The sequence below is a fragment of the Streptomyces sp. Ag109_O5-10 genome (genome assembly GCF_900105755.1).
Classification (GTDB): Bacteria; Actinomycetota; Actinomycetes; order Streptomycetales; family Streptomycetaceae; genus Streptomyces.
This window is the reverse complement of record NZ_FNTQ01000001.1, coordinates 9,235,701-9,258,658: the sequence shown is the minus strand read 5'-3', so window position 1 is coordinate 9,258,658 and position 22,958 is coordinate 9,235,701. Positions and strand designations below refer to the sequence as shown.

General features: G+C 71.8%; 21 protein-coding genes. 12 read left to right on the top strand and 9 right to left on the bottom strand.

Annotated features, from left to right (window positions below; all coding sequences use genetic code 11):
- Positions 1-304 precede the first annotated feature (304 nt).
- Positions 305-931 carry an Rv1733c family protein gene (locus BLW82_RS41960; RefSeq protein ID WP_143063751.1) on the bottom strand — a complete coding sequence of 209 codons (627 nt, stop codon included), beginning with the start codon at positions 929-931 and terminating at the stop codon, positions 305-307.
- Between the two features lie 367 nt (positions 932-1,298).
- On the opposite strand from BLW82_RS41960, the gene BLW82_RS41955 reads away from it, so the two are divergent.
- The 4 genes from BLW82_RS41955 to BLW82_RS41940 all read left to right on the top strand — a co-directional run bounded on the left by BLW82_RS41955 (position 1,299) and on the right by BLW82_RS41940 (position 5,631).
- Positions 1,299-1,577 (top strand): DUF1876 domain-containing protein, encoded by a 279-nt coding sequence (locus BLW82_RS41955; RefSeq protein ID WP_093507603.1) that lies wholly within the window; start codon positions 1,299-1,301, stop codon positions 1,575-1,577.
- Positions 1,578-1,753: 176 nt separating this feature from the next.
- A complete protein-coding gene (locus BLW82_RS41950) occupies positions 1,754-2,662 on the top strand; it encodes a pyridoxamine 5'-phosphate oxidase family protein (RefSeq protein ID WP_093508576.1) in 909 nt (302 codons plus the stop codon).
- A gap of 499 nt (positions 2,663-3,161) precedes the next feature.
- Positions 3,162-4,031: a universal stress protein gene (locus tag BLW82_RS41945; RefSeq protein ID WP_093507601.1), complete on the top strand. Its 870-nt coding sequence runs from the start codon at positions 3,162-3,164 to the stop codon at positions 4,029-4,031.
- A gap of 100 nt (positions 4,032-4,131) precedes the next feature.
- Positions 4,132-5,631, top strand: coding sequence for a bifunctional aminoglycoside phosphotransferase/ATP-binding protein (locus tag BLW82_RS41940; protein ID WP_093508575.1), 1,500 nt, complete (start codon positions 4,132-4,134; stop codon positions 5,629-5,631).
- A gap of 95 nt (positions 5,632-5,726) precedes the next feature.
- Here BLW82_RS41940 and BLW82_RS41935 read toward each other — a convergent pair whose 3' ends face one another.
- A complete protein-coding gene (locus tag BLW82_RS41935; RefSeq protein ID WP_093507599.1) occupies positions 5,727-6,011 on the bottom strand; it encodes a hypothetical protein in 285 nt (94 codons plus the stop codon).
- Between the two features lie 448 nt (positions 6,012-6,459).
- The gene (locus tag BLW82_RS41930; protein ID WP_093508574.1) at positions 6,460-7,335 is read right to left on the bottom strand and encodes a universal stress protein; all 876 of its coding nucleotides are present in this window, start codon (positions 7,333-7,335) and stop codon (positions 6,460-6,462) included.
- Positions 7,336-7,513: 178 nt separating this feature from the next.
- Between BLW82_RS41930 and BLW82_RS41925 the strand changes: the two genes are divergently transcribed.
- The gene (locus BLW82_RS41925) at positions 7,514-8,191 is read left to right on the top strand and encodes a CBS domain-containing protein (RefSeq protein ID WP_256216146.1); all 678 of its coding nucleotides are present in this window, start codon (positions 7,514-7,516) and stop codon (positions 8,189-8,191) included.
- Between the two features lie 203 nt (positions 8,192-8,394).
- Positions 8,395-9,069 carry a CBS domain-containing protein gene (locus BLW82_RS41920; RefSeq protein ID WP_093507595.1) on the top strand — a complete coding sequence of 225 codons (675 nt, stop codon included), beginning with the start codon at positions 8,395-8,397 and terminating at the stop codon, positions 9,067-9,069.
- Between the two features lie 32 nt (positions 9,070-9,101).
- Here BLW82_RS41920 and BLW82_RS41915 read toward each other — a convergent pair whose 3' ends face one another.
- The 6 genes from BLW82_RS41915 to BLW82_RS41890 form a co-directional block, all read right to left on the bottom strand.
- Entirely contained in the window at positions 9,102-9,377 is a 276-nt protein-coding gene (locus tag BLW82_RS41915; RefSeq protein ID WP_093507593.1) for an acyl carrier protein, read from the bottom strand.
- Between the two features lie 5 nt (positions 9,378-9,382).
- Positions 9,383-10,885 (bottom strand): dihydrolipoamide acetyltransferase family protein, encoded by a 1,503-nt coding sequence (locus BLW82_RS41910; protein ID WP_093507591.1) that lies wholly within the window; start codon positions 10,883-10,885, stop codon positions 9,383-9,385.
- The gene (locus BLW82_RS41905) at positions 10,882-11,937 is read right to left on the bottom strand and encodes an alpha-ketoacid dehydrogenase subunit beta (RefSeq protein ID WP_093507589.1); all 1,056 of its coding nucleotides are present in this window, start codon (positions 11,935-11,937) and stop codon (positions 10,882-10,884) included. Before BLW82_RS41905 ends, BLW82_RS41910 begins: the two co-directional genes overlap by 4 nt.
- The gene (gene pdhA / locus BLW82_RS41900; protein WP_093507587.1) at positions 11,934-12,935 is read right to left on the bottom strand and encodes a pyruvate dehydrogenase (acetyl-transferring) E1 component subunit alpha; all 1,002 of its coding nucleotides are present in this window, start codon (positions 12,933-12,935) and stop codon (positions 11,934-11,936) included. The genes BLW82_RS41905 and pdhA overlap by 4 nt, the downstream gene beginning before the upstream one ends.
- The gene (gene acsA, locus BLW82_RS41895) at positions 12,932-14,800 is read right to left on the bottom strand and encodes an acetate--CoA ligase (protein ID WP_093507585.1); all 1,869 of its coding nucleotides are present in this window, start codon (positions 14,798-14,800) and stop codon (positions 12,932-12,934) included. Before acsA ends, pdhA begins: the two co-directional genes overlap by 4 nt.
- Positions 14,801-14,947: 147 nt before the next feature.
- A complete protein-coding gene (locus BLW82_RS41890; protein ID WP_093507583.1) occupies positions 14,948-16,462 on the bottom strand; it encodes a DUF1254 domain-containing protein in 1,515 nt (504 codons plus the stop codon).
- 410 nt (positions 16,463-16,872) lie between these two features.
- Between BLW82_RS41890 and BLW82_RS41885 the strand changes: the two genes are divergently transcribed.
- The 6 genes from BLW82_RS41885 to BLW82_RS41860 all read left to right on the top strand — a co-directional run bounded on the left by BLW82_RS41885 (position 16,873) and on the right by BLW82_RS41860 (position 22,935).
- Positions 16,873-18,048, top strand: coding sequence for a 4Fe-4S dicluster domain-containing protein (locus tag BLW82_RS41885; protein ID WP_093507581.1), 1,176 nt, complete (start codon positions 16,873-16,875; stop codon positions 18,046-18,048).
- Positions 18,045-18,869 carry an FAD/NAD(P)-binding protein gene (locus BLW82_RS41880; protein ID WP_093507579.1) on the top strand — a complete coding sequence of 275 codons (825 nt, stop codon included), beginning with the start codon at positions 18,045-18,047 and terminating at the stop codon, positions 18,867-18,869. Before BLW82_RS41885 ends, BLW82_RS41880 begins: the two co-directional genes overlap by 4 nt.
- A gap of 1 nt (position 18,870) precedes the next feature.
- Positions 18,871-19,752 carry an NADH-quinone oxidoreductase subunit B family protein gene (locus tag BLW82_RS41875; protein WP_093507577.1) on the top strand — a complete coding sequence of 294 codons (882 nt, stop codon included), beginning with the start codon at positions 18,871-18,873 and terminating at the stop codon, positions 19,750-19,752.
- Positions 19,749-21,080, top strand: a complete 1,332-nt coding sequence (locus tag BLW82_RS41870) for a Ni/Fe hydrogenase subunit alpha (RefSeq protein ID WP_093507575.1) — start codon at positions 19,749-19,751, stop codon at positions 21,078-21,080. The genes BLW82_RS41875 and BLW82_RS41870 overlap by 4 nt, the downstream gene beginning before the upstream one ends.
- Positions 21,077-21,553: a hydrogenase maturation protease gene (locus BLW82_RS41865; protein WP_093507573.1), complete on the top strand. Its 477-nt coding sequence runs from the start codon at positions 21,077-21,079 to the stop codon at positions 21,551-21,553. Before BLW82_RS41870 ends, BLW82_RS41865 begins: the two co-directional genes overlap by 4 nt.
- A gap of 323 nt (positions 21,554-21,876) precedes the next feature.
- Complete coding sequence (locus BLW82_RS41860) at positions 21,877-22,935, top strand: lysylphosphatidylglycerol synthase transmembrane domain-containing protein (protein ID WP_093507571.1); 1,059 nt, start codon at positions 21,877-21,879, stop codon at positions 22,933-22,935.
- Positions 22,936-22,958 lie beyond the last annotated feature (23 nt).

Here is a 22,958-nt window from a genome sequence, read left to right as displayed (position 1 = left end):
CCTCGGCGCCCTCGCGGCCCGCAGCAGGACGTCGGTGGGGCTGCCGTGCACCAGACGGGCGTGGACCGAGGCCGGGTCCGCGCCGAGCACGTCGGTCAGCTCCGCGAGCATGCGCTGCCCGGCCTCCTCCGCGTCGATGCCGACCACCACCCGCGGGGCGGAGGCGTCCCTGTCCATGCGTCCCACCTCTGCCTTCGGCATGCGCGGGGCCCGGCCCACGGAGTCCCTCTGCTTGCCACGCTGCGGGGCCGTCGTCGCGCCGCCAGAGCAGTGAAGTCCTGTGCCGCAATGCACGAGACCGGTGTCAGCGGGTGTAGCGGGTCACCCAGCCGGGCTCCACGTGCTCCCATTCGCGGGCCCACCGGGCGAGGCGGCGCTGTTCGATGCTCCTGTCGAGGGCCCACCGCAGGCCGCACGTGGTGGCCACACCACCGAACGCGGTCGCGCATCCCATCGCCACACCGGCGGTCGCCGCGAAGTCCCGGGCCCGGGGTGGCGTGGCGATGTCACCGCGCGCGTCCAGCCACACGGTCGCCGTGGCTCCGCGATGGAGCCAGGCCCGTACCGGTGCGACGCCCGTGTGGGCGCCGTTCCGGTCACTCCATTGCACGAGCGCGTGGAAACCGGACTGCGCGCCGGCGCGGTCGTCACCCGACCGCGCTTCCGTCAGCAGGCTTGCCGCCGCCGGGTGCAGTTGCGCGAGCCGAGTCTGCCGAGCCAGCGTGAAGTGGCTGTACACCGCATGCCCGACGCACCATGTCCCGAGCGGCACGGCCACAAGTGCGACGACCGTCAGGAAGACCCGGAGCCCGCGTTCCAGCCGGTCCATGGGCCGTTCCAGTGAGCCCGGCTCGCCGTCGGCCGCGTGCCGAACCCGCTTGCCGGGCGGGCCTGACGTGGACCGGCGGCCGGGAAGACGCGGTGTCCGCATGGCACGGCCCTCCGCTTCGAAAACGTCGTACGTCCCTCACCGTCCTCGGCCGCTGATGCGTCCGGTAGGGCCGCGCGGTCCTCCATGGGTGCCGTTCGGCCCCACTGGACAGGTCGCCACGGAACGCTGGAACGGGTCCGCGGCCATGCCCTGGCCGCGTGCACAGGATCGACCCGACTACAGGGGCGGAAGGACGGAAACCTCTGCGGCGGAAGGTCCGCTTTCCTGGGCCGCACGTCGGTCCCACAGGGACTTTCGGCCCTGTGGGACATGCGGGTTCCGTCCGACGGTGGAGATGCGAGGAACCGACCACTTCGGGTCATAGCGGTAGCTGCCGAGGTGATCGCGCCGAGGCGAGGAGAGAGCGATGTCGCACACAGGTCAGTGGAAGGTACGCCTCCACTTCTTCGAGGAAGATGACGGCACGACCAAGGCACACGTGGTGCTGGACACCGGCACCACGGAACTCGCCGGCAACGGAACCGCGCACTGCCATCCGGCAGACACGAACGTGCCGGAGATCGGCGACGAACTGGCGGTGGGCAGGGCCATGAACGACCTCGCCCAGCAACTGCTGAACACCGCCGACCGGGACATCCAGGGCATCGTCGAAACCCGGCCGAACGTGCGTCAGACCGCCCGGTAGCCGATCCCCCCGGCGAAGGCGAGGCAGCGAAGGTCGTCGGGCGTGGGCTCCTCGGCCGTACCGTGGCGCCCCGGTACGGGCCGCCAGGTCGCCGACGCCGGGGATCCGCCTCGTGCGGAGGCAGGTCCCGCGTGGCACGTTGGATGGAGCATCATTTCTCCGGAGAGGGGCCGATCATGCGAGCTCACCTCGGCGACCAGCTCGTCATCGAGGGTCCGGCGACCGGCACGGCCAGGCGGGACGGCGAGATCGTCGGACTGCACCACGAGGACGGCACGCCCCCCTACGACGTGCGCTGGTCGGACACGGACGAGGTGACGCTCGTGTTCCCGGGACCCGACGCCCACATCCACCATCTTGAACACGGTCAACTCCTCACCGAGGGCGAGGTACAGCCGGACGCGGGAGCGGTCCGGCCCGTACCCCCGGCCGGGGCAGCCAATTCAGGCGATGTCGGTCGACGTGTGGCCGCGGAACGCCGCAGGCAGGGACTAAGCCGTACGGAGACCGCCCGCCGAGCCCGGATGGCCCCCGGCTACCTGGCCTACCTCGAGGAACGGCCTGCCGATCCCTCCGTAGCGGCTCTGATCAAGTTGGCCGCCGTGCTGGGCACGTCGGTCACGGCCCTGCGCGGCGGCGGCATGGATCTTCCGCCCGGCCAGGGCCGTGCCCTGCTCCACCCACAGCTGCGGGATCTGGACCCGGAAGAATGCCGCGCCCTGCTGTCCTCGCACGGTGTGGGGCACATCGCGGTGTCGTCGCCCGACGGTCGCCCGGCGGTCGTGCCTGTCAACTACGAAGTGGTGGACGACGCCATCGTCTTTCGTACGGCCCCCGACTCGGTCGCTGCGGCAGCCGTTGAAACGGAGGTCGCCTTCGAGGTGGACCATGTGGACGAGGCGCTGAGCCAGGGCTGGAGCGTGCTGGCCGTCGGCCCCGCGAGGGTCGTGACGGATCCGGAGGCCGTGCGCGGGCTCGCCCGGCGTGCGCACAGCACGCCATGGCCCGGCGGGGTGCGGGAGATGTGGGTCTCGATCAGGCCCACGAGCCTGACGGGCCGCCGGATCACCGCGGCCGACCAATGAGCGATGCCACCTGACGGTCGGGGGCAGTCAGCGTCGGGACGGGGCGTACCCGGCCGCCGAGGCGTTTGGGGAGGCTGCGGATGACTCGATGCGCGTCCGCGACGCGGGGGGCTTGCGTCGGTGGGTAGGTCTGCCATACACCGCAGGCGCCAGACAAGGACCGACGACCGCTGGATCCGGGAGTCGACCCGTCTCGCGACCAGTTGGGCTGAGAGCCGTGAGGTCGAGGCCGACGTCAGTGACAGGCGCCGCGCGGGCGGGCGGGGTCCGGATGGGGCGTGGGCCAGGCGTCCTGGCTCATCGAGGAACCGCCGCGCCTGCCGGGCGCGGATCGCAATCGCCACGCCCCGAGGCCCTCCTCCGCGTGCGGCGGAAAGGAGATCCGGGGGATCCTCGAATGGAGAACCGTGCTCGGTATGCGCGCGGCACCCGCACCATCCGCGCGAACGGACCTGTTCACCGTCATTTCCCGGCTTTCTACGAGACGGAGGCCGCCGCTATGCAACCAGTCGTCACCGTGGGTCTGGACGGCTCGTCCGACAGCCTCGCCGCCGCCCGCTGGGCCGCCGACGAGGCTGACAATCGCCGGCTCACCCTGCGCCTGCTGCACGCGTGGCCGATGCTGGCTCCCGAACCGGCCCGCGTTCCCGCGGAAGTCGACCAGAACTACTGGTCGAAGCGTCTCGTCCACGACGCGCAGACAGAGCTCCAAGCCCTCCACCCAGGGCTGCGCGTCGTTACGAGTCTGGTCGCCGACGATGCTCGGAACGCCCTCCTGAAAGCGGCGTCGGAGTCGGAGATGACGGTGCTCGGTTCGCGAGGTCTGGAGCCCGTGGAGAGCTATTTCCTGGGCGACGTCAGCATGCCCGTCGTGGCACGGGCCGACCGGCCGGTGGTGCTGGTCCGTGCCGAGGGGCGGGAGAAGGGACCGTCCTCAGCCGTCCCGGGCCGTGTGGTCGTGGCCCTGAAACTGCACGGCTCCTGCGACGACCTGCTCGATTTCGCCTTTCACACCGCTGCGGCCAGGGGCGTTCCTCTGCTGGCCGTCCATGGCCGAAGCGTTCCGCTCCATGCCCGTGTGCCCTGGGGTGTGGACCACGACATCGCAGAAGAGATGACGCGGGATGTTCAGGAGCAGCTGAGCAGGGCGCTTCATCCCTGGCGCGAGAAGTACCCGCGGGTGGAGGTGGCCGACGGCATCGGTCTCGAGAGCCCGGCCAAGGTCGTCGTGCAAGCGGGTGAAGGCGCCGTGCTGCTGGTCGTCGGCCGGCGGCAACGCCGTCATGGTCTGGCGCCGCACCTGGGTCCCGTGGCACAGGCCGCCGTCCATCACGGGCGCTGCCCCGTCGCCGTCGTTCCTCATGACTGAGCGAGGCCACCGTGGGACACCGGCGCCGCAGGTGCCGCGGGCGGACGAGTCCGCGTTCCGCTCCACGCCCCGGCACCACGGCGGGCCGCCGCGCGCCGGAGTGTGTGAGACCCACACCGCGACGCTGTTCTTCCTCGGCGACCGGGCCTACAAGGTCAAGAAGCCGGTCGATCTCGGGTTCCTGGACTACACCACCCTGGCCGCGCGCCGGGCCGCGTGCGAGCGCGAAGTCGGCCTCAACCGCAGGTTCGCTCCCGATGTCTACGTGGGCCTGGGCGAGTTCCGCAGCCCTGATGCCGACGCACCCGAACCACTCGTGGTGATGCGCCGCATGCCGGAGGACCGTCGCCTCTCCCGCCTCGTTCAGGAAGGCGCTGTCGTCGACGACGTACTTCGGGCCGTTGCCCGGCACCTGGCCGCGTGGCACGCGACCGCCCCCCGCGGCCCCGACGTGGACGAACAGGGTACGCGGGACGCGTTGTCGGCACGCTGGGAAGCAAGCTTCGCGGAGGTCCGCGCACTGGCCGCCGACGGCTCCTGGCCCGAGAGCGGCACGGAGGCCGAGCGGCTGGTGCGCCGCTATCTCGCCGGCCGAAAGCGGCTGTTCGACGCCCGTATCGACCAGGGCCGCGTGGTGGACGGCCACGGAGACCTGCTCGCCGAGGACATCTTCTGTCTCGACGACGGACCCCGCGTCCTGGACTGCCTGGAGTTCGACGACCGTCTCCGCCATCTCGACGGCCTGGACGACGCCGCCTTCCTCGCCATGGACCTCGAACGGCTCGGCGCCCCGCAGGCCGCGGCGTACTTCCTCGCCCGGTACTGCGAGTACTCCGGCGATCCCGCGCCCCCGTCCCTGTGGCACCACTATGTCGCCTACCGTGCGTTCGTCCGCGCGAAGGTCTCGATGATCCAGGCCCGTCAGGGCGCGCCCGGCGCGGAGGCGGCCTCTCGGCGGCTTGCCGCCATGGAACTGCACCATTTGCGCGCCTCCGCCGTCCGTCTCGTCCTCGTCGGCGGACTCCCGGGCAGCGGGAAGTCCACCCTCTCCGGGGCACTGGCCGACCGGCTGGGCGTCACCCTGCTCAGCAGCGACCGCATCCGCAAGGAGCTCGCCGGCATCCCCGCCGGGCAGTCCGCGGCAGCCGGCTTCGGCGAGGGGCTGTACACGCCGGAGTGGACGGCCAGAACCTATGCCGCCCTGCTCGACCGCGCAGCCGTCCTGCTGTCCCTTGGCGAGTCCGTCGTGCTGGACGCCACCTGGTCCGACGCCAGGCAGCGGGAAGCGGCCGTGCGGACGGCCGAACGCACCCACGCCGACCTGGTGGCCCTGCACTGCCGCGTTCCGGACGACGTGTCGGCGGGCCGCCTCAGCACGCGCTCGCCCGGTGTGTCCGACGCGGGTCCCGACATCGCCCGCGCCATGGCCGCAAGGGAAGCGCCGTGGCCGGAAGCCGTACCGGTCGACACCAGCGGTGCGCTGGAAGCCTCCGTGGCACAGGCACTGACCGCCGTACACCCGTGGGAAGCCGGCCGGTCCCCGGCCTTCCGCCGGTACGCGGACTACGGTGCGGGAGACCGTGGAGGAGCGAGGGAGTGACCACCGTCCAGGCGCTCGTCCACCATGGCCGGGCACCCTGGCCGGCGAGGTCGCGGGGAACGCGGGAGGGGCAGAACACCGGTTCTCGCCGGTGTTCAGAGGCGGTCGTGCTGAGGGAGGGCGATGCCGCCGCCGGCACGCACGGCCTCCACCACCTCCTGGTGCAGGTTTCGGCTGTTCCGCTCGGAAGGACACGGCACGGGGCTGCCGGTCAGGGTGAACCACTGGGAGGTGCCGCTGTACTGGACCTTCACATCGGCCTGCCTGCCGTTCCACCTGGTACGCACGGTCAGCTCCCCGGTGACCACCCCGACCTCGTCGGTACGGACGCCCCCCTGTCCCGTGAACACGCCTGGTGTCGTCCACGATGTCTGGACCATGGCGCCTTCAGCCTTTCTTCGTGAGTGCGGAGATCGACGCTTCCCACCGGCACCCCGCGGGTCCGCGGCCGCGCTTTCTCCGGCTTCGCCTTCGACGAAACGCGTGTGACTGCTCAGTCCTCGGCATCCAGAACGGGGCCGCCGACTCCTTCAGCCGGGCCTCGTGGGCTCGCCGGAGCCGTTCCTCGGAACGCCGACGGCGAGCCCACGCGCCGACGGTGCGCCGCCCGCACGGCAACTACGGAACGGATGTCGGGCACTTGCCAGACTGACGGCGGGAAGCCGTGCTCACGGCGCGATCGGGTCCTGCGGACATCATGCGCGTCCGGCCTGCGCGACGACAGGGCCGAACGGTCCTTCACAGGACCGGTCAGGCCCCCCGGGGACAGCGGGAAACCCTCTGTGTGGTCGAAGTGCCTCGGGGGCCGCAGCGGTCGGGTGGTCGGCCTCAGCCAGGATGCGGGACGACGGCCACCGGGCACTGCGCGTGGTGCAGCAGGGTGTGGGCGACCCTGCCGAGCTGGAGCCCGAAGTGGCCGTGCCGGCGCCGGGCGCCGACGACGATCAGGTCGGCACGGGCCGCCGCGTCCAAGAGGACGCGATGCGCGGGGCCCTCGACGACCTGACGGCGCACATCGACCCGCGAGTGGTCCCGTACGACCTCCTGAAGCGCCTCCCCCAGCGCGGCCGATGCGCGTTCTTCGCGCAGCCGGGCGGCGTCGTCGGCGATCATCATGTGGTCCGCCGGCTCTTGCGACGGGATCCGCCATGCCCGCAAGGCCGTCAGGGCACAACTGCGCGCTTCGGCCTCACGCAGGGCGAACCGTAGGGCCCCGGTCTCGTCGGCTGTGTCACCGACCGCCACCACGACGCTGCCGAAGGTCCCTTCGCGGTTGTTCTGCGCACCACGGACCACGACGGCCGGGCAGTCGGCACGGGCGGCGACCGCGAGGCCGACCGACCCCAGCAGCATCCCGGCCACTTCTCCACGTCCCCGGCAGCCCGTGACCAGCGCGAACGCATTCGGCCCGGCCCGCAGCAGCGCTGTCACGGCATCCTCGGGCAGGACCTCCGCCGACACCTTGACCTCGGCATTGCGCAGCCGGGCGCGCTCCGCGCAGGAGGCGACGATGTGCTCCGCCGTCACCTCCTCGGCCGGGCGGGCGGTGCCGAAGGACGGCCGGGTTCTCTCGTACCTCTCCCACAACGAGGCGTGGAGCAGGTGCAGCGGGAGCCCGTGCCGGGCCGCCTCGTCCACCGCCCAGTCGACCGCCATGAGACTGGAGTCCGACCCGTCGACGCCCACGACCAGAGGGAGTTCCATCGCCGTCACCGCCTTCTCCGTACGGCTGCCGACCCCCCTGTGAATACCGTCGCACCGCCCGCGGGTCGCCGCGACACACCACCGGGCCGCCGGCCGGATTGCGGTGCGCCTGGGTGCGCCGATGCTGGGACGTACCGGCCGGGTGACCTTTCCCGGCGCGCTGTCGAGGAGGCGGGACGTGCCTGATGCCCCGCACATCGTCGGTGATGTGATGACCTCGCCCGCGGTGGCCGTGGGGCGTGACGCGCGGTTCAGGAGGATCGTACGGGTCATGGCGGAGCACGGGGTGAGTGCCGTGCCGGTGGTGAGCGGCGGAGGAAAGGTCGTCGGTGTGGTCTCCGAGGCCGACCTGCTGCCCCGGGAGGAGTTCCGGGGGTGCGAGCCCACCCGCTTCGAGCGGATCCGGCGACGCTCCGACCTGGCCAAGGCCGCGGGAACGACGGCCGCCGAGCTGATGAGTATGCCCGCGGTCACGGTCCACCCGGACGTCACGCTCGCGCAAGCGGCCCGTCTCATGGCCGTGCAGCACGTCAAGCGGCTGCCCGTCGTCGACGACGAGGACCGGCTCCGGGGCGTCGTCAGCCGGGGCGATCTGCTGAAGGTCTTCCTGCGGCCGGACGAGGACATCGAGGAGGAGGTCCGCCGCACGGTGGTGTCCTACCTGTTCCCCGCGTTCTCCCACGCCATCCACGTGTCCGTGCGGAACGGGATCGTCGGCCTTCGCGGCCCCGTCCACGACGTCTCGCTCATCTGGGTTGCCGAGCGCCTCGTCCGCGCGGTGGAGGGCGTGGTGGGGGTCGAGTCCCGGCTCAGAGGTGAGGAAACAGGCACAGGTGGAACGCGAACCGCACAGTGACATGTGGTTGGGAGGTGCAGGCATACCGTTCCTCGCTGCTCGGCCACCTCGATCCGTCGGCCCGTCCCGTCAGCCACCCATGTGAGATCGCATGACCGCAGCTCTCTGCGCAGAATGGTTCTGTACCCAACCGCGGGACCCACTGCCGGACGGGGCGATCGCGCTGCGACCACGAGGTGGGTGGCCTGTATCCGGGAGGCACCATGCACCACCGAACGGTCGAGGAGCTCATGACCCGCCCCGTCGTCCGGGCACGCCGGGACACCGAGTTCAAGGAACTGGTCAGGCTGCTCGCGGAGAACGACGTCACCGCCGTACCCGTGGTCGACGATCTGGAGCGTCCCATGGGGGTGGTGTCCGAGGCCGACCTGCTGCGCAAGAGCGCCGATCAGGCCGACCCCTCGGGCAGGACTCCGGTTCCGGACCTGGAAGCCTGGGAACGGGCGAAGGCCGAGGGAGCCCGGGCCGAGGAGCTGATGTCGGCTCCCGCCGTGTGCGCGCGTCCGGAGTGGAGTGTGGTGGAGGCGGCCCGCCTCATGGAGACCCAGCACGTCAAACGGCTGCCCGTCGTCGATGAGGTGGACCGGCTGCTGGGCATCGTCAGCCGTGGTGACTTGCTGCGGGTCTTCCTGCGCGGTGACGAGGCCATCCGTGAGGAGATCACCAGAGAACTGCTGCACCGCACACTGGGGCTCGAACCGGCGGACGTGGCCGTGGAGGTACGTGAAGGGCGCGTCGAACTCAGCGGCACTGTGGAGTACCGGAGTCTGGTTCCCGTCGTCGAGCAACTGTGCCGGGGCGTGGACGGGGTGGTCTCGGTCGCCGGGAAGCTGGCCTGGCGGAGGGACGACGCCCGGCCCTCTCCGTCCGCCTCCTGAGGCCGCGCCCGCCGGCGTCGTACTCCAGGGCCTCAGGGTGTCGAACCTGCCGCGTCCTTGGACCTGCCGACCAGGAACCTCGTGGCATCCGCCAGGGTGGTGAGTTCCGGGTAGTCCTCCTCGTCGATACGGACTCCCGTGCGCTCGGACAGCAGCTCCACCAGGCTGAGGAAGTCGAGTGAGTCGAGTTCGAGCACGTCCCGGAACCTGTCGTCCGGCCGGACCAGGGTGAAGTCGGCGTCGGGAACGATCCGCGTGATCGACTCCTCGATCACCGCCGTGGCCTCCGCTTCTGTCAGGGGCTTCACAGCACTCACAGCTCCTCCGGTTTCCGTAGCAGTCGGTCGACCGCCGTGAGGTAGCGCGCTCCCACGGCACCGTCCGAGGCCCGGTGGTCGGCGGCCACGGTCGTGGTCACCACCGGGCGTACGCCGAGCATGCCGTCGACCGCCCAAGGCCGTTCGGCGATCGCGCCGAAGCCGACGAGGGCGACCTGGGGTGGATGGATGACGCCGTAGACGCTCTCCACGCCCTGGTCGCCCAGGTTGGTGACGGTGAGGGTGGCGCCGGACATCTCGCTGCCGCGCAGGCGCCCCCGGCGGGTGCGCTCGACGAGGCCCTTGAGGTGGTGCATGAGGGCGTCGGGCGGCAGGGTGTCGGCGTGGTGGATCACCGGCGCGAGCAGTCCGCCCTGCCGGAGCGAGACCGCGACGCCCAGGTTGACCTCGGACGCGGGGACGAACCCGTCGTTCTGCCAGTAGCCGTTGAGGCTCGGCACCTCGCGCGCGGCAAGCGCGGCGGCCCTGAGCAGCAGGGCCGCCGGCACGAGCCGGTCGGCGGGCGAACGGCCGCGGTTGAGCCGGCGCAGCCAGTCCGTGGCGGCCGTGAGATCGATGGTCGTGGACAGGTAGTAGTGCGGGATCTCCCGCTTGGAGCGGCTCATGAGCTCGGCGATGGCACGGCGCATGGCGTCCGTGCGCCGTTCCGGGCGGTCGGCGGCCGGTACGGTCACGGAGGCGCGCCGTGCGCCGTTGTGCCGGGGCCGCTCACGCTCGCCTTCCCCGGCATGGGCGCGCACGTCGGCTGCCCGTACGGCGCCGCCTTCCCCGGTGCCCCGTACTTCCGTCAGGTCGACGTCGAGGTCGTGGGCGAGCCGTCGGGCGTACGGGGTCGACCGCACCCTCGGCGGGTGAAGCGGCGCGTGTTCCACGTCGCTGCGGGTGATCCGTCCGCCGGGTCCGGTGCCGTGCAGTGTCGTCAGGTCGACGCCCCGCAGCTCGGCCAGGTGCCGCACCAGCGGCCCGGCTGCGAGCGCCGAGGTGGTCTCGGCGGACGCGGGTGGTGAGGGCTGCGCGGGCCCGGCCGTCGTGTGTCGTACAGGCTGCCCGGCCGGCTTCTTCTGGGCGCGGACCGGTTTCCGCCGGGGTTTCGGGCGTTCGTGCGGCGCGGTGGCCGGTTTCTGTTCGGCCGCCTCCTGCACGGGCGGTTTCCGCGTGGTCGGCGCGGCGGCCGTGGGACGGACCGCCTCGACCGCAGCCGTCGCCGAAGGCCCGGAGGCGCCTGCCCGCGTCACCGCAGAGGTCCCGCCTTCGATCACCGCGAGCGGGGTTCCCACCGGTACCCGGGTTCCCGCCGGGACGAGGAGCCGTCCCACGGTCCCCGACTCGAAGCACTCGACCTCGATGGCCGCCTTGTCGGTCTCCACGACCGCCACGACATCGCCCTTGCGTACCTGGTCGCCGGGGGCCACGAGCCACTCCTGGAGCAGCCCCTCGTCCATGTCCGCGCCGAGTGAGGGCATGGTGAACGCGGTCATGTCAGCCCGGCCTTTCCGGTGGCCGGCGCGGGCTCGCCGACCGTGCGGCGGGCGGCCGCGACGATGCCGTCTGGCTGCGGGAGCGCGGCCTCCTCCAGTCGGCGTGCGTACGGCATGGGCACCTCCGCGCTGCACACCCGCTCGACGGGGGCGTCGAGGTCGTAGAAGTGCTGTTCGGTGAGGCGGGCAGAGATCTCGGCGGCGAGGCTGCCGGTGCGCCAGCCCTCGTCGACGACGACGGCCCGGTGCGTGCGCGCCACCGAGCCGCCGATCGTGGCGTCGTCCAGGGGGCGCAGGGTGCGCAGGTCGACGACTTCCGCGCTGATGCCGCCGCTCGCGAGGTCGTCGGCGGCGGCGAGCGCCTTGGGCAGGGAGCCGCCGTAGGTGATCAGGGAGACGTCCGTGCCGGGCCGTCGGACGGCCGCGTGGTCGAGGTCGACGGGGCCCGCGTCGGCGGGCAGTTCGCCGGAGACGTTGTACAGGCTGCCGTGCTCGAAGATCAGCACGGGATCGGGGTCGGCGAGCGCGGGGGCCAGCATGTGGCGGGCGTCGGTGAGGGTGGCCGGCGCCAGGACGCGCAGGCCGGGTATGTGCGCGTACCAGCCCTCCAGACTGTGCGAGTGCTGGGCGGCGAGCTGGCGGCCCGCACCGGTGGTCATCCGGATCACGATCGGGACCGGCAGCTGGCCGCCCGACATGTGCAGCAGGGTCGCGGCGTTGTTGAGGATCTGATCCAGGGCGAGCAGGCTGAAGTTGACCGTCATGATCTCGACGACCGGCCGCATGCCGGCCAGGGCCGCGCCGATGCCGGCGCCCACGAAAGCGGACTCGGACAGCGGGGCGTCCCGGATCCGGTCGGACCCGAACTCCTCCAGCAGACCGAGGCTGACGCCGAAGCAGCCGCCGTACCGGCCCACGTCCTCACCCATCAGGAACACCCGCTCGTCGGTACGCAGGGCCTCGCGCAGGGCCTCGCGCATCGCCTCCCGGTAGGTCGTCTTGAGGCCGGCGGGGGCAGCGGACTTCGTGGCAGGGCTGTGGGGCGCGGTCATGGCGGGCTCGCCTCCACCGGGCTGGTGACGTACTTCAGCAGCTCCTCGACGGGTTCCTCGGGCGCCCGCTCGGCCGCTTCCACCGCGCTGTCGAGCTCGGCGGCCAGGCGGTCCTCCAGGGCGCAGCGGGCCTTGTCAGACAGCTCCTTCGCGTCCCGCAGCCGCCGGGCGAACCCCTCGACCGGGTCGCGCTCCTTCCAGTGTTCGATCTCGGCCTTGTCGCGGTAGCGGTCGGAGTCGTACATGGAGTGGGCGCGGAAACGGTACGTGCGCATCTCCAGGAAGTGCGGTCCGCCTCCGCCGTGCACCCCCTCGGCGGCCCGCCGGGTGGCGTCCTCGACGGCGAGGACGTCCATGCCGTCGACGGCCCAGGAGGCCATGCCGTATCCGGCGGCACGCAGTGCGAGGTCGGTCTGGGCCTGGTGGCGGGCGAGCGCGGTGCCCATGGCGTACAGGTTGTTCTCGCAGACCAGCAGCAGGGGCAGTCCCCAGAGCGCGGCGAGGTTGGCGGTCTCGTGGAACTCGCCCTCGGCGAAGGCTCCGTCGCCGAAGAAACAACAGGTGATCCGGGTCCGGCCGGTCATCCGGTCGGCGAGGGCGAGGCCGGCCGCGAGCGGCAGTCCGCCGCCGACGATGGCGTTGCCGCCGTAGAAGCGGCGCTCGGCGTCGAAGAGGTGCATGGAGCCGCCACGGCCGTGGCTGCAGCCGGTCGCCTTGCCGAACATCTCCGCCATGATCGCCTCGGCCGGCACTCCGCGGGCGAGTGCGTGGCCGTGTTCGCGGTACGTCGACACGACCGCGTCGTCGTTCGTGAGCGCCTCGTTGACGCCGACGGCGACGGCCTCCTCACCGATGTACAGATGCATGAAGCCCCTGATGCGCGCCGCGCTGTACAGCTCCACGCAGCGTTCCTCGAACCGGCGGACGCGCAGCATCGACTCCAGGAGGGCCAGCCGGTGGGCGGTCTGAGGGTTTGCCCGGGTGCGGGTGGTGCTCATGTGGACCGCTCCGTCCTCTGCGAGGTCCGCTGCGGGGCTTCCTGGGACGCTTCCTGCGGGAAGGAGGCGCCGTGTGCGGAGTCTTCCAGGGTGGAGATGTCCCCCTCGGGCAGGCCGAGTTCGCGTGCCCGCAACAGGCGGCGCATGACCTTGCCGCTGCGGGTGTGCGGCAACTGCTGGTCGAAGGCGATCTCGCGGGGCGCCACGGCCGGGCCCAGCCGGCGCCGGGAGAAGGCCAGGAGGTCCAGCCGCATGGCAGTGGTCGGGTCGAAGCCCGGTCGCAGTGCGACGAACGCCTTGACGATGTTCCCGGCGACGGGGTCGGGCCGGCCGATGACCCCGGCCTCGGCGACCGCCGGATGCTCCATCAGGGCGCTCTCGACCTCGAACGGCCCGATGAGGTGGCCCGCCGACTTGATGACGTCGTCGGCTCGGCCGACGAACCAGTACCAGCCGTCCGCGTCGCGCCGCACCAGGTCGCCGGTGAGGTACCAGCCGTCCGCGAAGGCCGCCGCGGTGCGCCGTTCGTCGTGCAGATAGCCCCGGAACATGGACGGCCAGCCGGGCCGCAACGCCAGTTCGCCCTCCACGTCGGGGTGCTGCACCACGGTGACGTGCCCGTCGGTCATCTCGACCCGGCCGTCGGCGTCGCGCCGCAGCACCGCGGCCTCGACGCCGGGCAGCGGCCGTCCCATCGAGCCGGGGCGGATGTCGCAGGCGGCGAAGTTGGCGATCATGATGGCGCCGGTCTCGGTCTGCCACCAGTTGTCGTGCACCGGCAGCCCGAGCACGTCCCGCCCCCACAGCACGGCCTCCGGGTTGAGCGGCTCGCCGACCGAGGCGATGAACCGCAGCGCGCTCAGGTCGAACGAGCGGGGCAGGTCGTACGGCCCGGTCCGGGGTGTCGTCCGCATCAGCATGCGCAGCGCCGTCGGCGCCGTGTACCAGACGCTCACCCGCCGCGCGGCGAGGATCCGGTACCAGCGGCGGGCGTCGTAGTCGCCTTCGTCCACGACGACCGTCACACCGTGCATGAGCGGGGCGACGATCCCGTAGGACATGCCGGTGACCCAGCCGGGGTCGGCGGTGCACCAGTACACGTCGTCCGGGTGGAGGTCGAGGGCGTACCGCGCGGTCACGTAGTGGGCGACGGCGGCCTCATGCACGTGCACCGCGCCCTTGGGGGTGCCCGTGGTCCCGCTGGTGAAGTGGAGCAGGGCCATGTCGTCCGGCGAGGTGGGCGGAATGGTGAACGTGTCGTCCGCGTCGGCCATGAGCGCGTCGAAGGAGAGTGTGCCGGCCGCCGCGTCCGCGCCGTCGCCGACGATCAGAACGTGCCGCAGACCAGGCAGTACGTCGCGTTGTCCGGCGACCTTCCTGCGGTACAGCCCCGCCGTGGTGACCAGGACCCGGGCGTCGCTCAGCCGCAGCCGCTGGGCCACCGGGTCCGGGCCGAAGGCGGAGAACAGCGGGCACAGGACGCTGGTGTTCTTCAGCGTCCCGAGGACCACGGTGTACAGCTGGGGGCATCGCCCGAGCAGCGTGACCACCCGGTCGCCCCGACCGGTCCCGAGCCCTCGGAGCACGTTGGCGAACCGCGCCGTGGCACGGGCAAGGTCCCCGTAGGTCACACACGTGACGGAGTCGTCCCGCCCGACGCAGCACAGCGCGACCGCCCCCGCGTGGTCCGACGCCATGTGCCGGTCCACGGCCTCGTACGCGATGTTCAGCCCGCGCCCGCCGGGCAGCCCCCGCAGCGTGTCCCGCGCCCGGGACCACGAGAAACCCGCGCACTCCGCGTCGTAGTCACTCAGGTTCGGGGCAACCGGGGGCGGGGCGTCTTTCCGGATGGGCTCCCCTCGCATGCGGCCCCTCCTTCCTCCGGGCCTCCTTCGATCATCCGTCCGGCCGGTCTCTCCCGCACCGGGGAGAGCGGCCCCCACCCTCCAGGTCACCCGGAGAGGACTCCCGGGCGCGGCGGCGGGGGCGGTTCTGCCGACGTGCTCGTGACGTCAGGCGACGCGGGTCAGCGGAGGACACTCCCAGGTCGCGTCGATCACCTCCGGGCGGGGCCGGTACATGCGCAGGGCCACGAACCAGGCGCCCTTCTTCGTGGTGGGCAGCCAATTGGCCTCCCGGCCCTCGCCGGGCGGTTCGCTCTGCAGGTGGATGGTCAGTCCGCCGTCCGCGTCCCATCGCAGGCCGGGGCTGCGGTCGCCCACGGAGTAGCGGTCGGCCGGGTTGGGGATGAGGTTCATGTCCTCCCCATACGCGGTCAGTGACCAGAAGGCGTCGACCGGTGGCAGGGCGCCGCCGGGGAAGTGCAGTTCGTAGCGGCCCTCGGGGGCCAGCTTGTCGCCGTCCGCGTCGTCGAAGTTGAGGAGGTAGACCGCTTCGGCGGGGTCGTTGGCGGTGATGCCGATGAGCGACTGGTCGGCGGCGCGTTTGAGGAAGTCGTCGCCGAAGCGTCCCATCTGCGGGGGAGGGTATCGCCAGCCGTGCACGAGGTGCGCCCAGTCGCCGCTGAGGATCTGCTGTCTGAGCAGGGGGACACCGACGGCGGCGGCCCGGATCAGGCTTCGTTTCACCGAGTCGGGCTGCGCCTCGACGTCGAGCCCGGGGCCCACCCCGATCTGGGCGAACTGCTGGAGAAGGACGTGGTGGTGGGACGGCGGGGGATTCTCGGCCAGCATGGCGTTCAGCGTCTTCCACGGCCCCAGGGGATCCTCCTCGGCCAGGACCGGCGTCAGGACGTCACGGCTTTCGGGGACTTCCGCGTCCGGCCTGCCGAACAGGCTGAGCGGGGTGAGCCGGTACTGCTTCTGGAGTTCCCGGACCCGCGGCACGTCGTCGGGGCCGTTGACGAGGGTACGGCCGAGGACGAGAACCCAGGGGCTCGGTGCCTGCTTCAGGCGCCGTACCGCGGCGGGGAGCTCGCCCTGCCATTCCGGACCGACCAGGGCGAAGCTGCCCGGGCCCGAGCCGGTGGTGCGTTGACCGACGTAGTCGAAGTTGTCGGACGTGATTCCCACCAGCTCGAAGGTGAAGTACCGGTCCCACATGTCGGGGTGGGAGAGAATGACCGGCTCGCTGCCGAGGTGCACCCAGGCCGCCGAATACAGGGTGTCGTTGTTGGGACACCCGCCGTCGCGGTAGGTCGCGTCCAGCAGTCGCTCGGCATGCCAGAAATGGTTGACGGGCGCGTACGGAACCGTCGCGGGGTTCCGCGGCTGCGTCACCCAGTCGTGCCTCAGCTTGGCGTTGTAGATGTACGGAAACCCGTAGACGAACGCCTGTTCACCCAGCGTGTAGGCGTACTCGCCACGCCAGTCGTCCATGCGTCCGGTCAGTATCGGCTTCACCGCCTGACCCAGCGCGGGCACGATGTCCGGCAGATGGCGTGCCCGCTCGACCGTGGACTTCGGATGCAGGACCGCATGCCCGGCGGCCCGCGCCACCGTGGCGGCTGCGCCGGCCACGTCCTCGGGTATCCGCCGCCAGGCGGGGCTTTGCGATGGTTCGGGCATATCAACACCACTTCGCTCAACAGCGTCGAGGGCAGGGACTTGGGGCCCCGGTTGCGTGGTCACCCCTTCAGCGGGAATTTTCCCCCGCGGTGCCGGTCGGCGCAGCCGGAGAAGTCCTGACCACGCGTACGGCCGAGCGGCGAAGCACTCCTGGAGCGCATTCGATCCCACACGGCCGGACGCCTCGGTGGCGCGGCCGCCGACCGCTTGAGACGATGACCGGGAACGGCCCCGGAAGAGCCGCGCCGTACGACGCGTCGCGCCGGGTCGGCTCCGTCCGGCTGTGGCCGGGGGCAGAACAGCCCTCCACGTGTGCCCGTACGGCCCTTCCCGCCCCACCGAGCGGCCGGAACCGTTGCCCTCGGGGGCCGGAGATCGCGGGAACGCACCCGTGCCGAAGGAGGTCGGTCATGACCGCCGACGCCGATGTGAACTCCTCCCCGGCCGTCCCTTGGTCCGACGGGCTTGTCATGAGCAAGGACGGCATGGCGGCGCTGGTGGACGTGCTGATCAGACGCGGGTTCACGGTCGTGGGACCCACGGTGCGGGACGACGCGATCATCCTCGCGGAGCTTCGGTCGGCCGACGAGCTGCCGTACGGCTGGGGCGTCGAGCTGGAGGCCGGGCGGTACCGGCTGCGTGAGCGGTCCGACGGCGCGGCCTTCGCGCACGCGGCGGGCCCGCAGTCCTGGAAGCCGTTCCTGCACCCGCCCCGGGTGCGGGAGTGGAGCGCCGACCGGACGGAGGACGGGCTGGTCATCGCCGCCGACCGACCCACGCCCCCGCGTTACGCCTTCCTCGGCGTGCGCCCATGCGACCTGCGGGCCATCGCCGTCCAGGATCGGGTGCTGACCGGTGGCATGCACCGCGACCCCGGCTACGAGGGACGGCGCTCCGGAGCACTGCTGATCGTGGTCGAGTGCACGGAACCCGGCGCCACCTGCTTCTGCGTCTCGATGGGTACCGGACCCGCCGCGGGCCCCGGCTACGACCTGGTCATGACCGAGGTGGCGGACGAGGCCGGACATCGTTTCTGGATCCGCAGCGGCAGTTCGGAGGGCGCCGAGATCCTGGCCGAAGTCCCGACCCGTTCGGCCGACCCGGACACCCGTGAGACGGCCCGTGCGGGTGTCGCGGCCGCCGCGGATCGCATGGGTCGCGCCATGCCCGAGGCCGACCTGCGGGAGCTGATGGCCACGACGCTCGACGCGCCCCGCTGGGACGACGTCGCGGGACGATGTCTGACCTGTGGCAACTGCACCATGGTGTGCCCCACCTGCTTCTGCACCACCACCGAGGACGTCACCGACCTCACCGGCGACCACGCGGAGCGCTGGCGGTTGTGGGACTCGTGTTTCGACCTGGACTTCTCCCAGCTGCACGGGGGCACGGTCCGCGCCTCCCCGCGCAGCCGCTATCGGCAGTGGATGACCCACAAGCTCGGCACCTGGTACGACCAGTTCGGTTCGTCCGGCTGTGTGGGCTGCGGTCGCTGCATCGTGTGGTGCCCGGTCGGGATCGACATCACGGAGGAGGCCGCCGCCCTGCACGACTGGACACGGCCGGGGGAAGCGGAGCCGCCATGACCACCGTGGCGCCTCCGCTGCCGTATCAGGTTGCGGGCACCTGGGCGGAGACCGCCGACACCCGTTCTATCGAGCTGGTGCCGACCGGACGTGCCCTTCCGCCGTTCGCGCCGGGACAGTTCGCGATGATCTACGCCTTCGGGGTCGGTGAGGTGCCCGTCTCGGTCAGCGCCCTGCGCGGCCCCCGCGGCGGTCTCGTGTACACCGTGCGTGCCGTGGGCGCGGTCTCGGCGGCTCTGGTCCGGCTGCGCCCTGCTGACACCGTCGGTCTCAGAGGGCCGTACGGTACCGGCTGGGACCTGGCGACGGCGGCTGGGGAGGATCTGCTGGTGATCGCCGGAGGTATCGGGCTGGCCCCGTTGCGCCCGGTCGTGCACGCCGTCCTGGCACGGCGGGGCGGGTACGGTCGGCTCACGGTCCTGGTGGGCGCCCGTACCCCGGCCGACCTCGTCTACGAGAACGAGATCGACGACTGGCGCGGACCGGCGTCGGTAGCGGTGACCGTCGACCGCCCCGGCCCCGGCCCCGGCTGGCACGGCGCGGTCGGCGTGGTCACCACGCTCCTGGACCGCCTCGACCTGCGTCCTGAACGGACCCGCGCACTGGTCTGCGGGCCCGAGGTGATGATGCGCCACACCGCCCGCGACCTCGTGGCCCGGGGAGTGGTCCCGGACCGCGTCCAGGTGTCCCTGGAACGGAACATGCGCTGCGCCACCGGTCATTGCGGCCACTGCCAGCTCGGCCCGCTCCTGCTGTGCCGGGACGGTCCGGTCGTCGGCTACGACCGCGTGGCAGACCTGCTCCTTGTGAGGGAGTTGTGACATGGCCATCGCGCCCGGACCGGCCCCCGGTCACCGGCCGAATCTCGCCGTGTGGAAGTTCGCCTCCTGCGACGGCTGCCAGCTGACCCTGCTCGACTGCGAGGACGAACTGCTGGGCCTCGCCGACCGGGTACGGATCGACCACTTCCTGGAGATGACCTCCGCCGAGGGCGGCGCCGGCGGGGAGCACGCCCGGCCGGCTGGCCGGGGGCCCTACGACCTCTCCCTGGTCGAAGGGTCGATCACCACCGCCGAGGACGCCGAGCGGATCCGGCACGTACGCCATGTCTCCCGGTACCTGGTAACCATTGGAGCCTGCGCCACCGCCGGGGGCATCCAGGCCCTGCGCGACTTCGCCGACGTCGACGAGTTCCTCGCCGCGGTCTACGCCCGCCCGGAGTACATCTCCACGCTGGAGACCTCGACACCGATCTCGGCCCACGTCCCGGTCGACTTCGAGCTGCGCGGTTGCCCCATCGACCGCCGTCAGCTCCTCGAGGTCATCACCGCCTACCTGGCCGGACGCAGACCCCGGATCCCGAGCCACAGTGTCTGCTTCGAGTGCAAGAGACGCGGCACCACCTGCATCACGGTGGCCCACGGCACCCCCTGCCTGGGCCCGGTCACGCACGCCGGCTGCGGCGCGATCTGCCCCGCCTACGGACGCGGATGCTACGGCTGCTTCGGACCGGCGAACCAGCCCAACCTGCGCTCCATGGTCGCCCAGTTGCACCGCGACGGGATGAGCGAGCGGGACATCCAGCGTGTCTTCCACACCTTCAACGCCACGGCGCCGGAACATGCCCCCGTACCCGAACTCGCAGCCGAGGAGTGTCACCGGTCTCGGCCCGGCTCGGAAACCCGCCCCGAAAGGCCCGCATGAACCCTCGCGGAACCCGCGTCCTGCGACTGGACGCGCTGGCCAGGGTGGAAGGCGAAGCGGCTCTCCACCTGCGTGTCCAAAACGGTTCGGTCACCGGGACACAGCTGCGCATCTACGAACCGCCCCGCTTCTTCGAGGCCCTCCTGAAGGGCCGGGGCCATACCGAGCCCCCCGACATCACCTCCCGAATCTGCGGCATCTGCCCGGTCGCCTACCAGATGAGCGCCTGCCGGGCGATCGAGAACGCCTGCGGGGTCACGGTGGACGGCCCCCTCGCGGACCTGCGCCGCCTGCTGTACTGCGGCGAGTGGATCGAGAGCCACGCCCTGCACATCCACCTCCTGCACGCGCCGGACTTCCTCGGTCGCGCGGACATGGTCGAACTCGCTCGTGACCAGCGCGCGGCCGTCGAACGCGGCCTGCGGATCAAACAGACCGGCAACGCGATCATCGAACAGCTCGGCGGCCGGCCCGTCCACCCGGTCAACATCCGGGTGGGCGGCTTCTACCGGACCCCGGCACCAGACGAACTCCGGCCCCTGGCAGATCGGCTGCGGCAGGCCCGGGAGGACGCGCTGGAGACCGTCCGCTGGGTGGCGGCGTTCGACTTTCCCGACGCCGTCTGCGACCACGCGCTGTTCGCACTGAGCGACCCCGGCCGCTACGCCATCGACTCGGGGACGCCCACGGTCGCTGATCCGGCGCCGCGGGAGTTCCCCCTGTCCGACTTCGAGGAGCACGTCCGGGAAGAGCAGGTGCCGCACTCCACGGCGCTCTCCGCCACCCTGGACGGCCGGCGCTTCCTGACCGGTCCGCTGGCCCGTTACGCCATCAACGGGCGCTGGCTGCATCCCGTGGCGGCCGGTGCGGCACGGGACGCCGGGCTGGGCGATCCGGCCGCGGGCACGGTCTGTGACAACCCCTTCCGGAGCATCGTCGTACGTGCGGTCGAGGTCGTGCAGGCGGTCGAGGAAGCCCTGCGGATCATCGACGGATACGAGCGGCCTCTCCGGCCGGCCGTCGAGGTCCCGCCGCGCGCGGCGGCCGGCGTGGGAGCCACCGAGGCGCCCCGCGGTCTGCTGTACCACCGCTACGCCCTCTCCGCAGACGGTACGCTCACCGGGGCCCGCATCATCCCGCCCACCGCACAGAACCAGACGGCCATCGAGGAGGACGTACGCAGGGCGGTCCAGTCACGCCTGGACCGGGGCGGTCCCACCGCCGACGACGACGAACTCACCCACTTGTGCGAACGGGTCATCCGCAACCACGACCCCTGCATCTCCTGCGCCGCCCACTTCCTCGACGTCACCGTGGACCGTCCATGACCGGCCGGGTCGTGGTGGTCGGCGTCGGCAACCCTCTGCGCGGCGACGACGGGGTCGGCCCGGCCGCGGTGGAGGCACTGCGGGGCCGGGTTCCCGACGACACCGTGCTGGCGGTCAGCGACGGCGAGCCCGCGAGGCTGCTCGACCTGTGGCGCGACGCGACCACCGTGATCGTCGTGGAAGCCCTCCGCACCCACCCGGCCCGGCCCGGTGAGCTGCACACCCTGACACCGGCGGAGGCCGCCGGGCACGCACGGGCCACGGCGAGCACGCACACCTTCGGCCTGGGCGCCTGTCTGGCCCTGGCAGAGGCCCTCGGCCGCATGCCGCCGAGGCTCGTGGTGCACGCCGTGGAGGTCGCCGACGTCGAACTCGGCGAACCGCTGAGCGACCCGGTGCGCTCCGCACTGCCCGAACTGACCGACCGCGTGGCCGCCACCGTGCGACAGGCGTACGTGAGCCACGGGACGTAGCGGTGGCGGGGGCTGCGGCGCGGCCCGAAATGCCGGGGTGCCAGCGGCCACGATGTGGTCGCGGCCCTACGTCGCTTGAGACCCGTCGTACAGGTCTCGCCGGACCACACCTTGCTCCCGGCGGGCGCGGTGCGGTGCGGTGCGGTGTGGTGCGGTGTGGTGCGATGTGGTGCGATGTGGTGCGGTGTGGTGCGGTGTGGTGCGGTGTGGTGCGGTGTGGTGCGGTGTGGTGCGGTGTGGTGCGGTGAGAGCATGGCGTACCGTCCGCTGAATCCGCTGCCGCCGTCGGACCTGTCCGTGTCGACTCCCGAAAGCCACGATCCATGCCGCAGCCAGAGGCCGGGGCCGGTGCCGGAAGACTTGTGCGGGGCTCCGCCGCACGGCCGGGCCTGCTCTGGTGGATGTGCGCCGCCCTCGTCGGCCTGGCCGCAGCCCTGTTCGCTCTCTCCCGACGGCGTGAACTGGCGGAGGCGTACCACCTGATTGCCCGGGTGAGGCCCTTCGGTGTGGTGGTCGCCATGGCCTTCGAGGCGCTGTCAGTGGTGTGCTTCGCCGCAGTGCCGCGATGGCTGCTGCGGACGGGCGGTGTGCGGTGGAGTGTGGGCAAGATGACGTGCACGACCATGGCCGCCAACGCGTTGGCCGGTGCGTTTCCCGGTGGCGCGGCGTTCTCTGCGGCATGGCTGTTGCGGTATCTGTCCCGCCGCGGTGCGGGACAGGTGCTCGCCGTCGCCGTCGTGGTGACGGCAGGAGTGGCCTCGGCCCTGAGTCTCCTGCTCCTCCTCGCCATCGGCGTCCTCCTGTCCGGGCCGGCCGGCCCGGACACCGTCGTCCGCCCCGTGGTCACGGTGCTGTTGATCGCTCTCACGGCCGGAACGACGATCCTCGGTCTCTGCGGCTTCGCGCCGGTGCGCCGCGCGCTGCGGCGGGTGTGGGGGGCCACGTGCCGACGGTCCGGGTGGGCGCGACGCGTCGAAACGGACCTGGCAGGTCTGGCCGACCAGGTCCGCAGCGTGGAGCCGCGCTTGTGGCCCTGGCTTTGGCCGCTGGCCTTCGCGCTGCTCAACTGGAGCTCGGACGTGGCGTGCCTGGCCGCGAGCATGTGGGCCCTGGGTGTCCCGGTGCCCTGGCGCGGGCTGCTCCTCACGTACACCATCACGCAGATCGTCGGCAGCCTGCGTCTGACCCCGGGGAACCTGGGCATCGCCGAAGCCGCCCTCTCGGCCCTGCTCGTCGTCTACGGCCTGCCGCCCGGACAGGCGATCGCCGCCGTGCTCCTCTACCGCGTCGTCAGCTACTGGGCTCTCCAGCCGATCGGCTGGACCTGCTGGATCACCCTCACCCTGGGGAACCGCCTGCGGCCACGGAGAGATGAACCTTGATCTGCTGATGTCTGCACACGGTC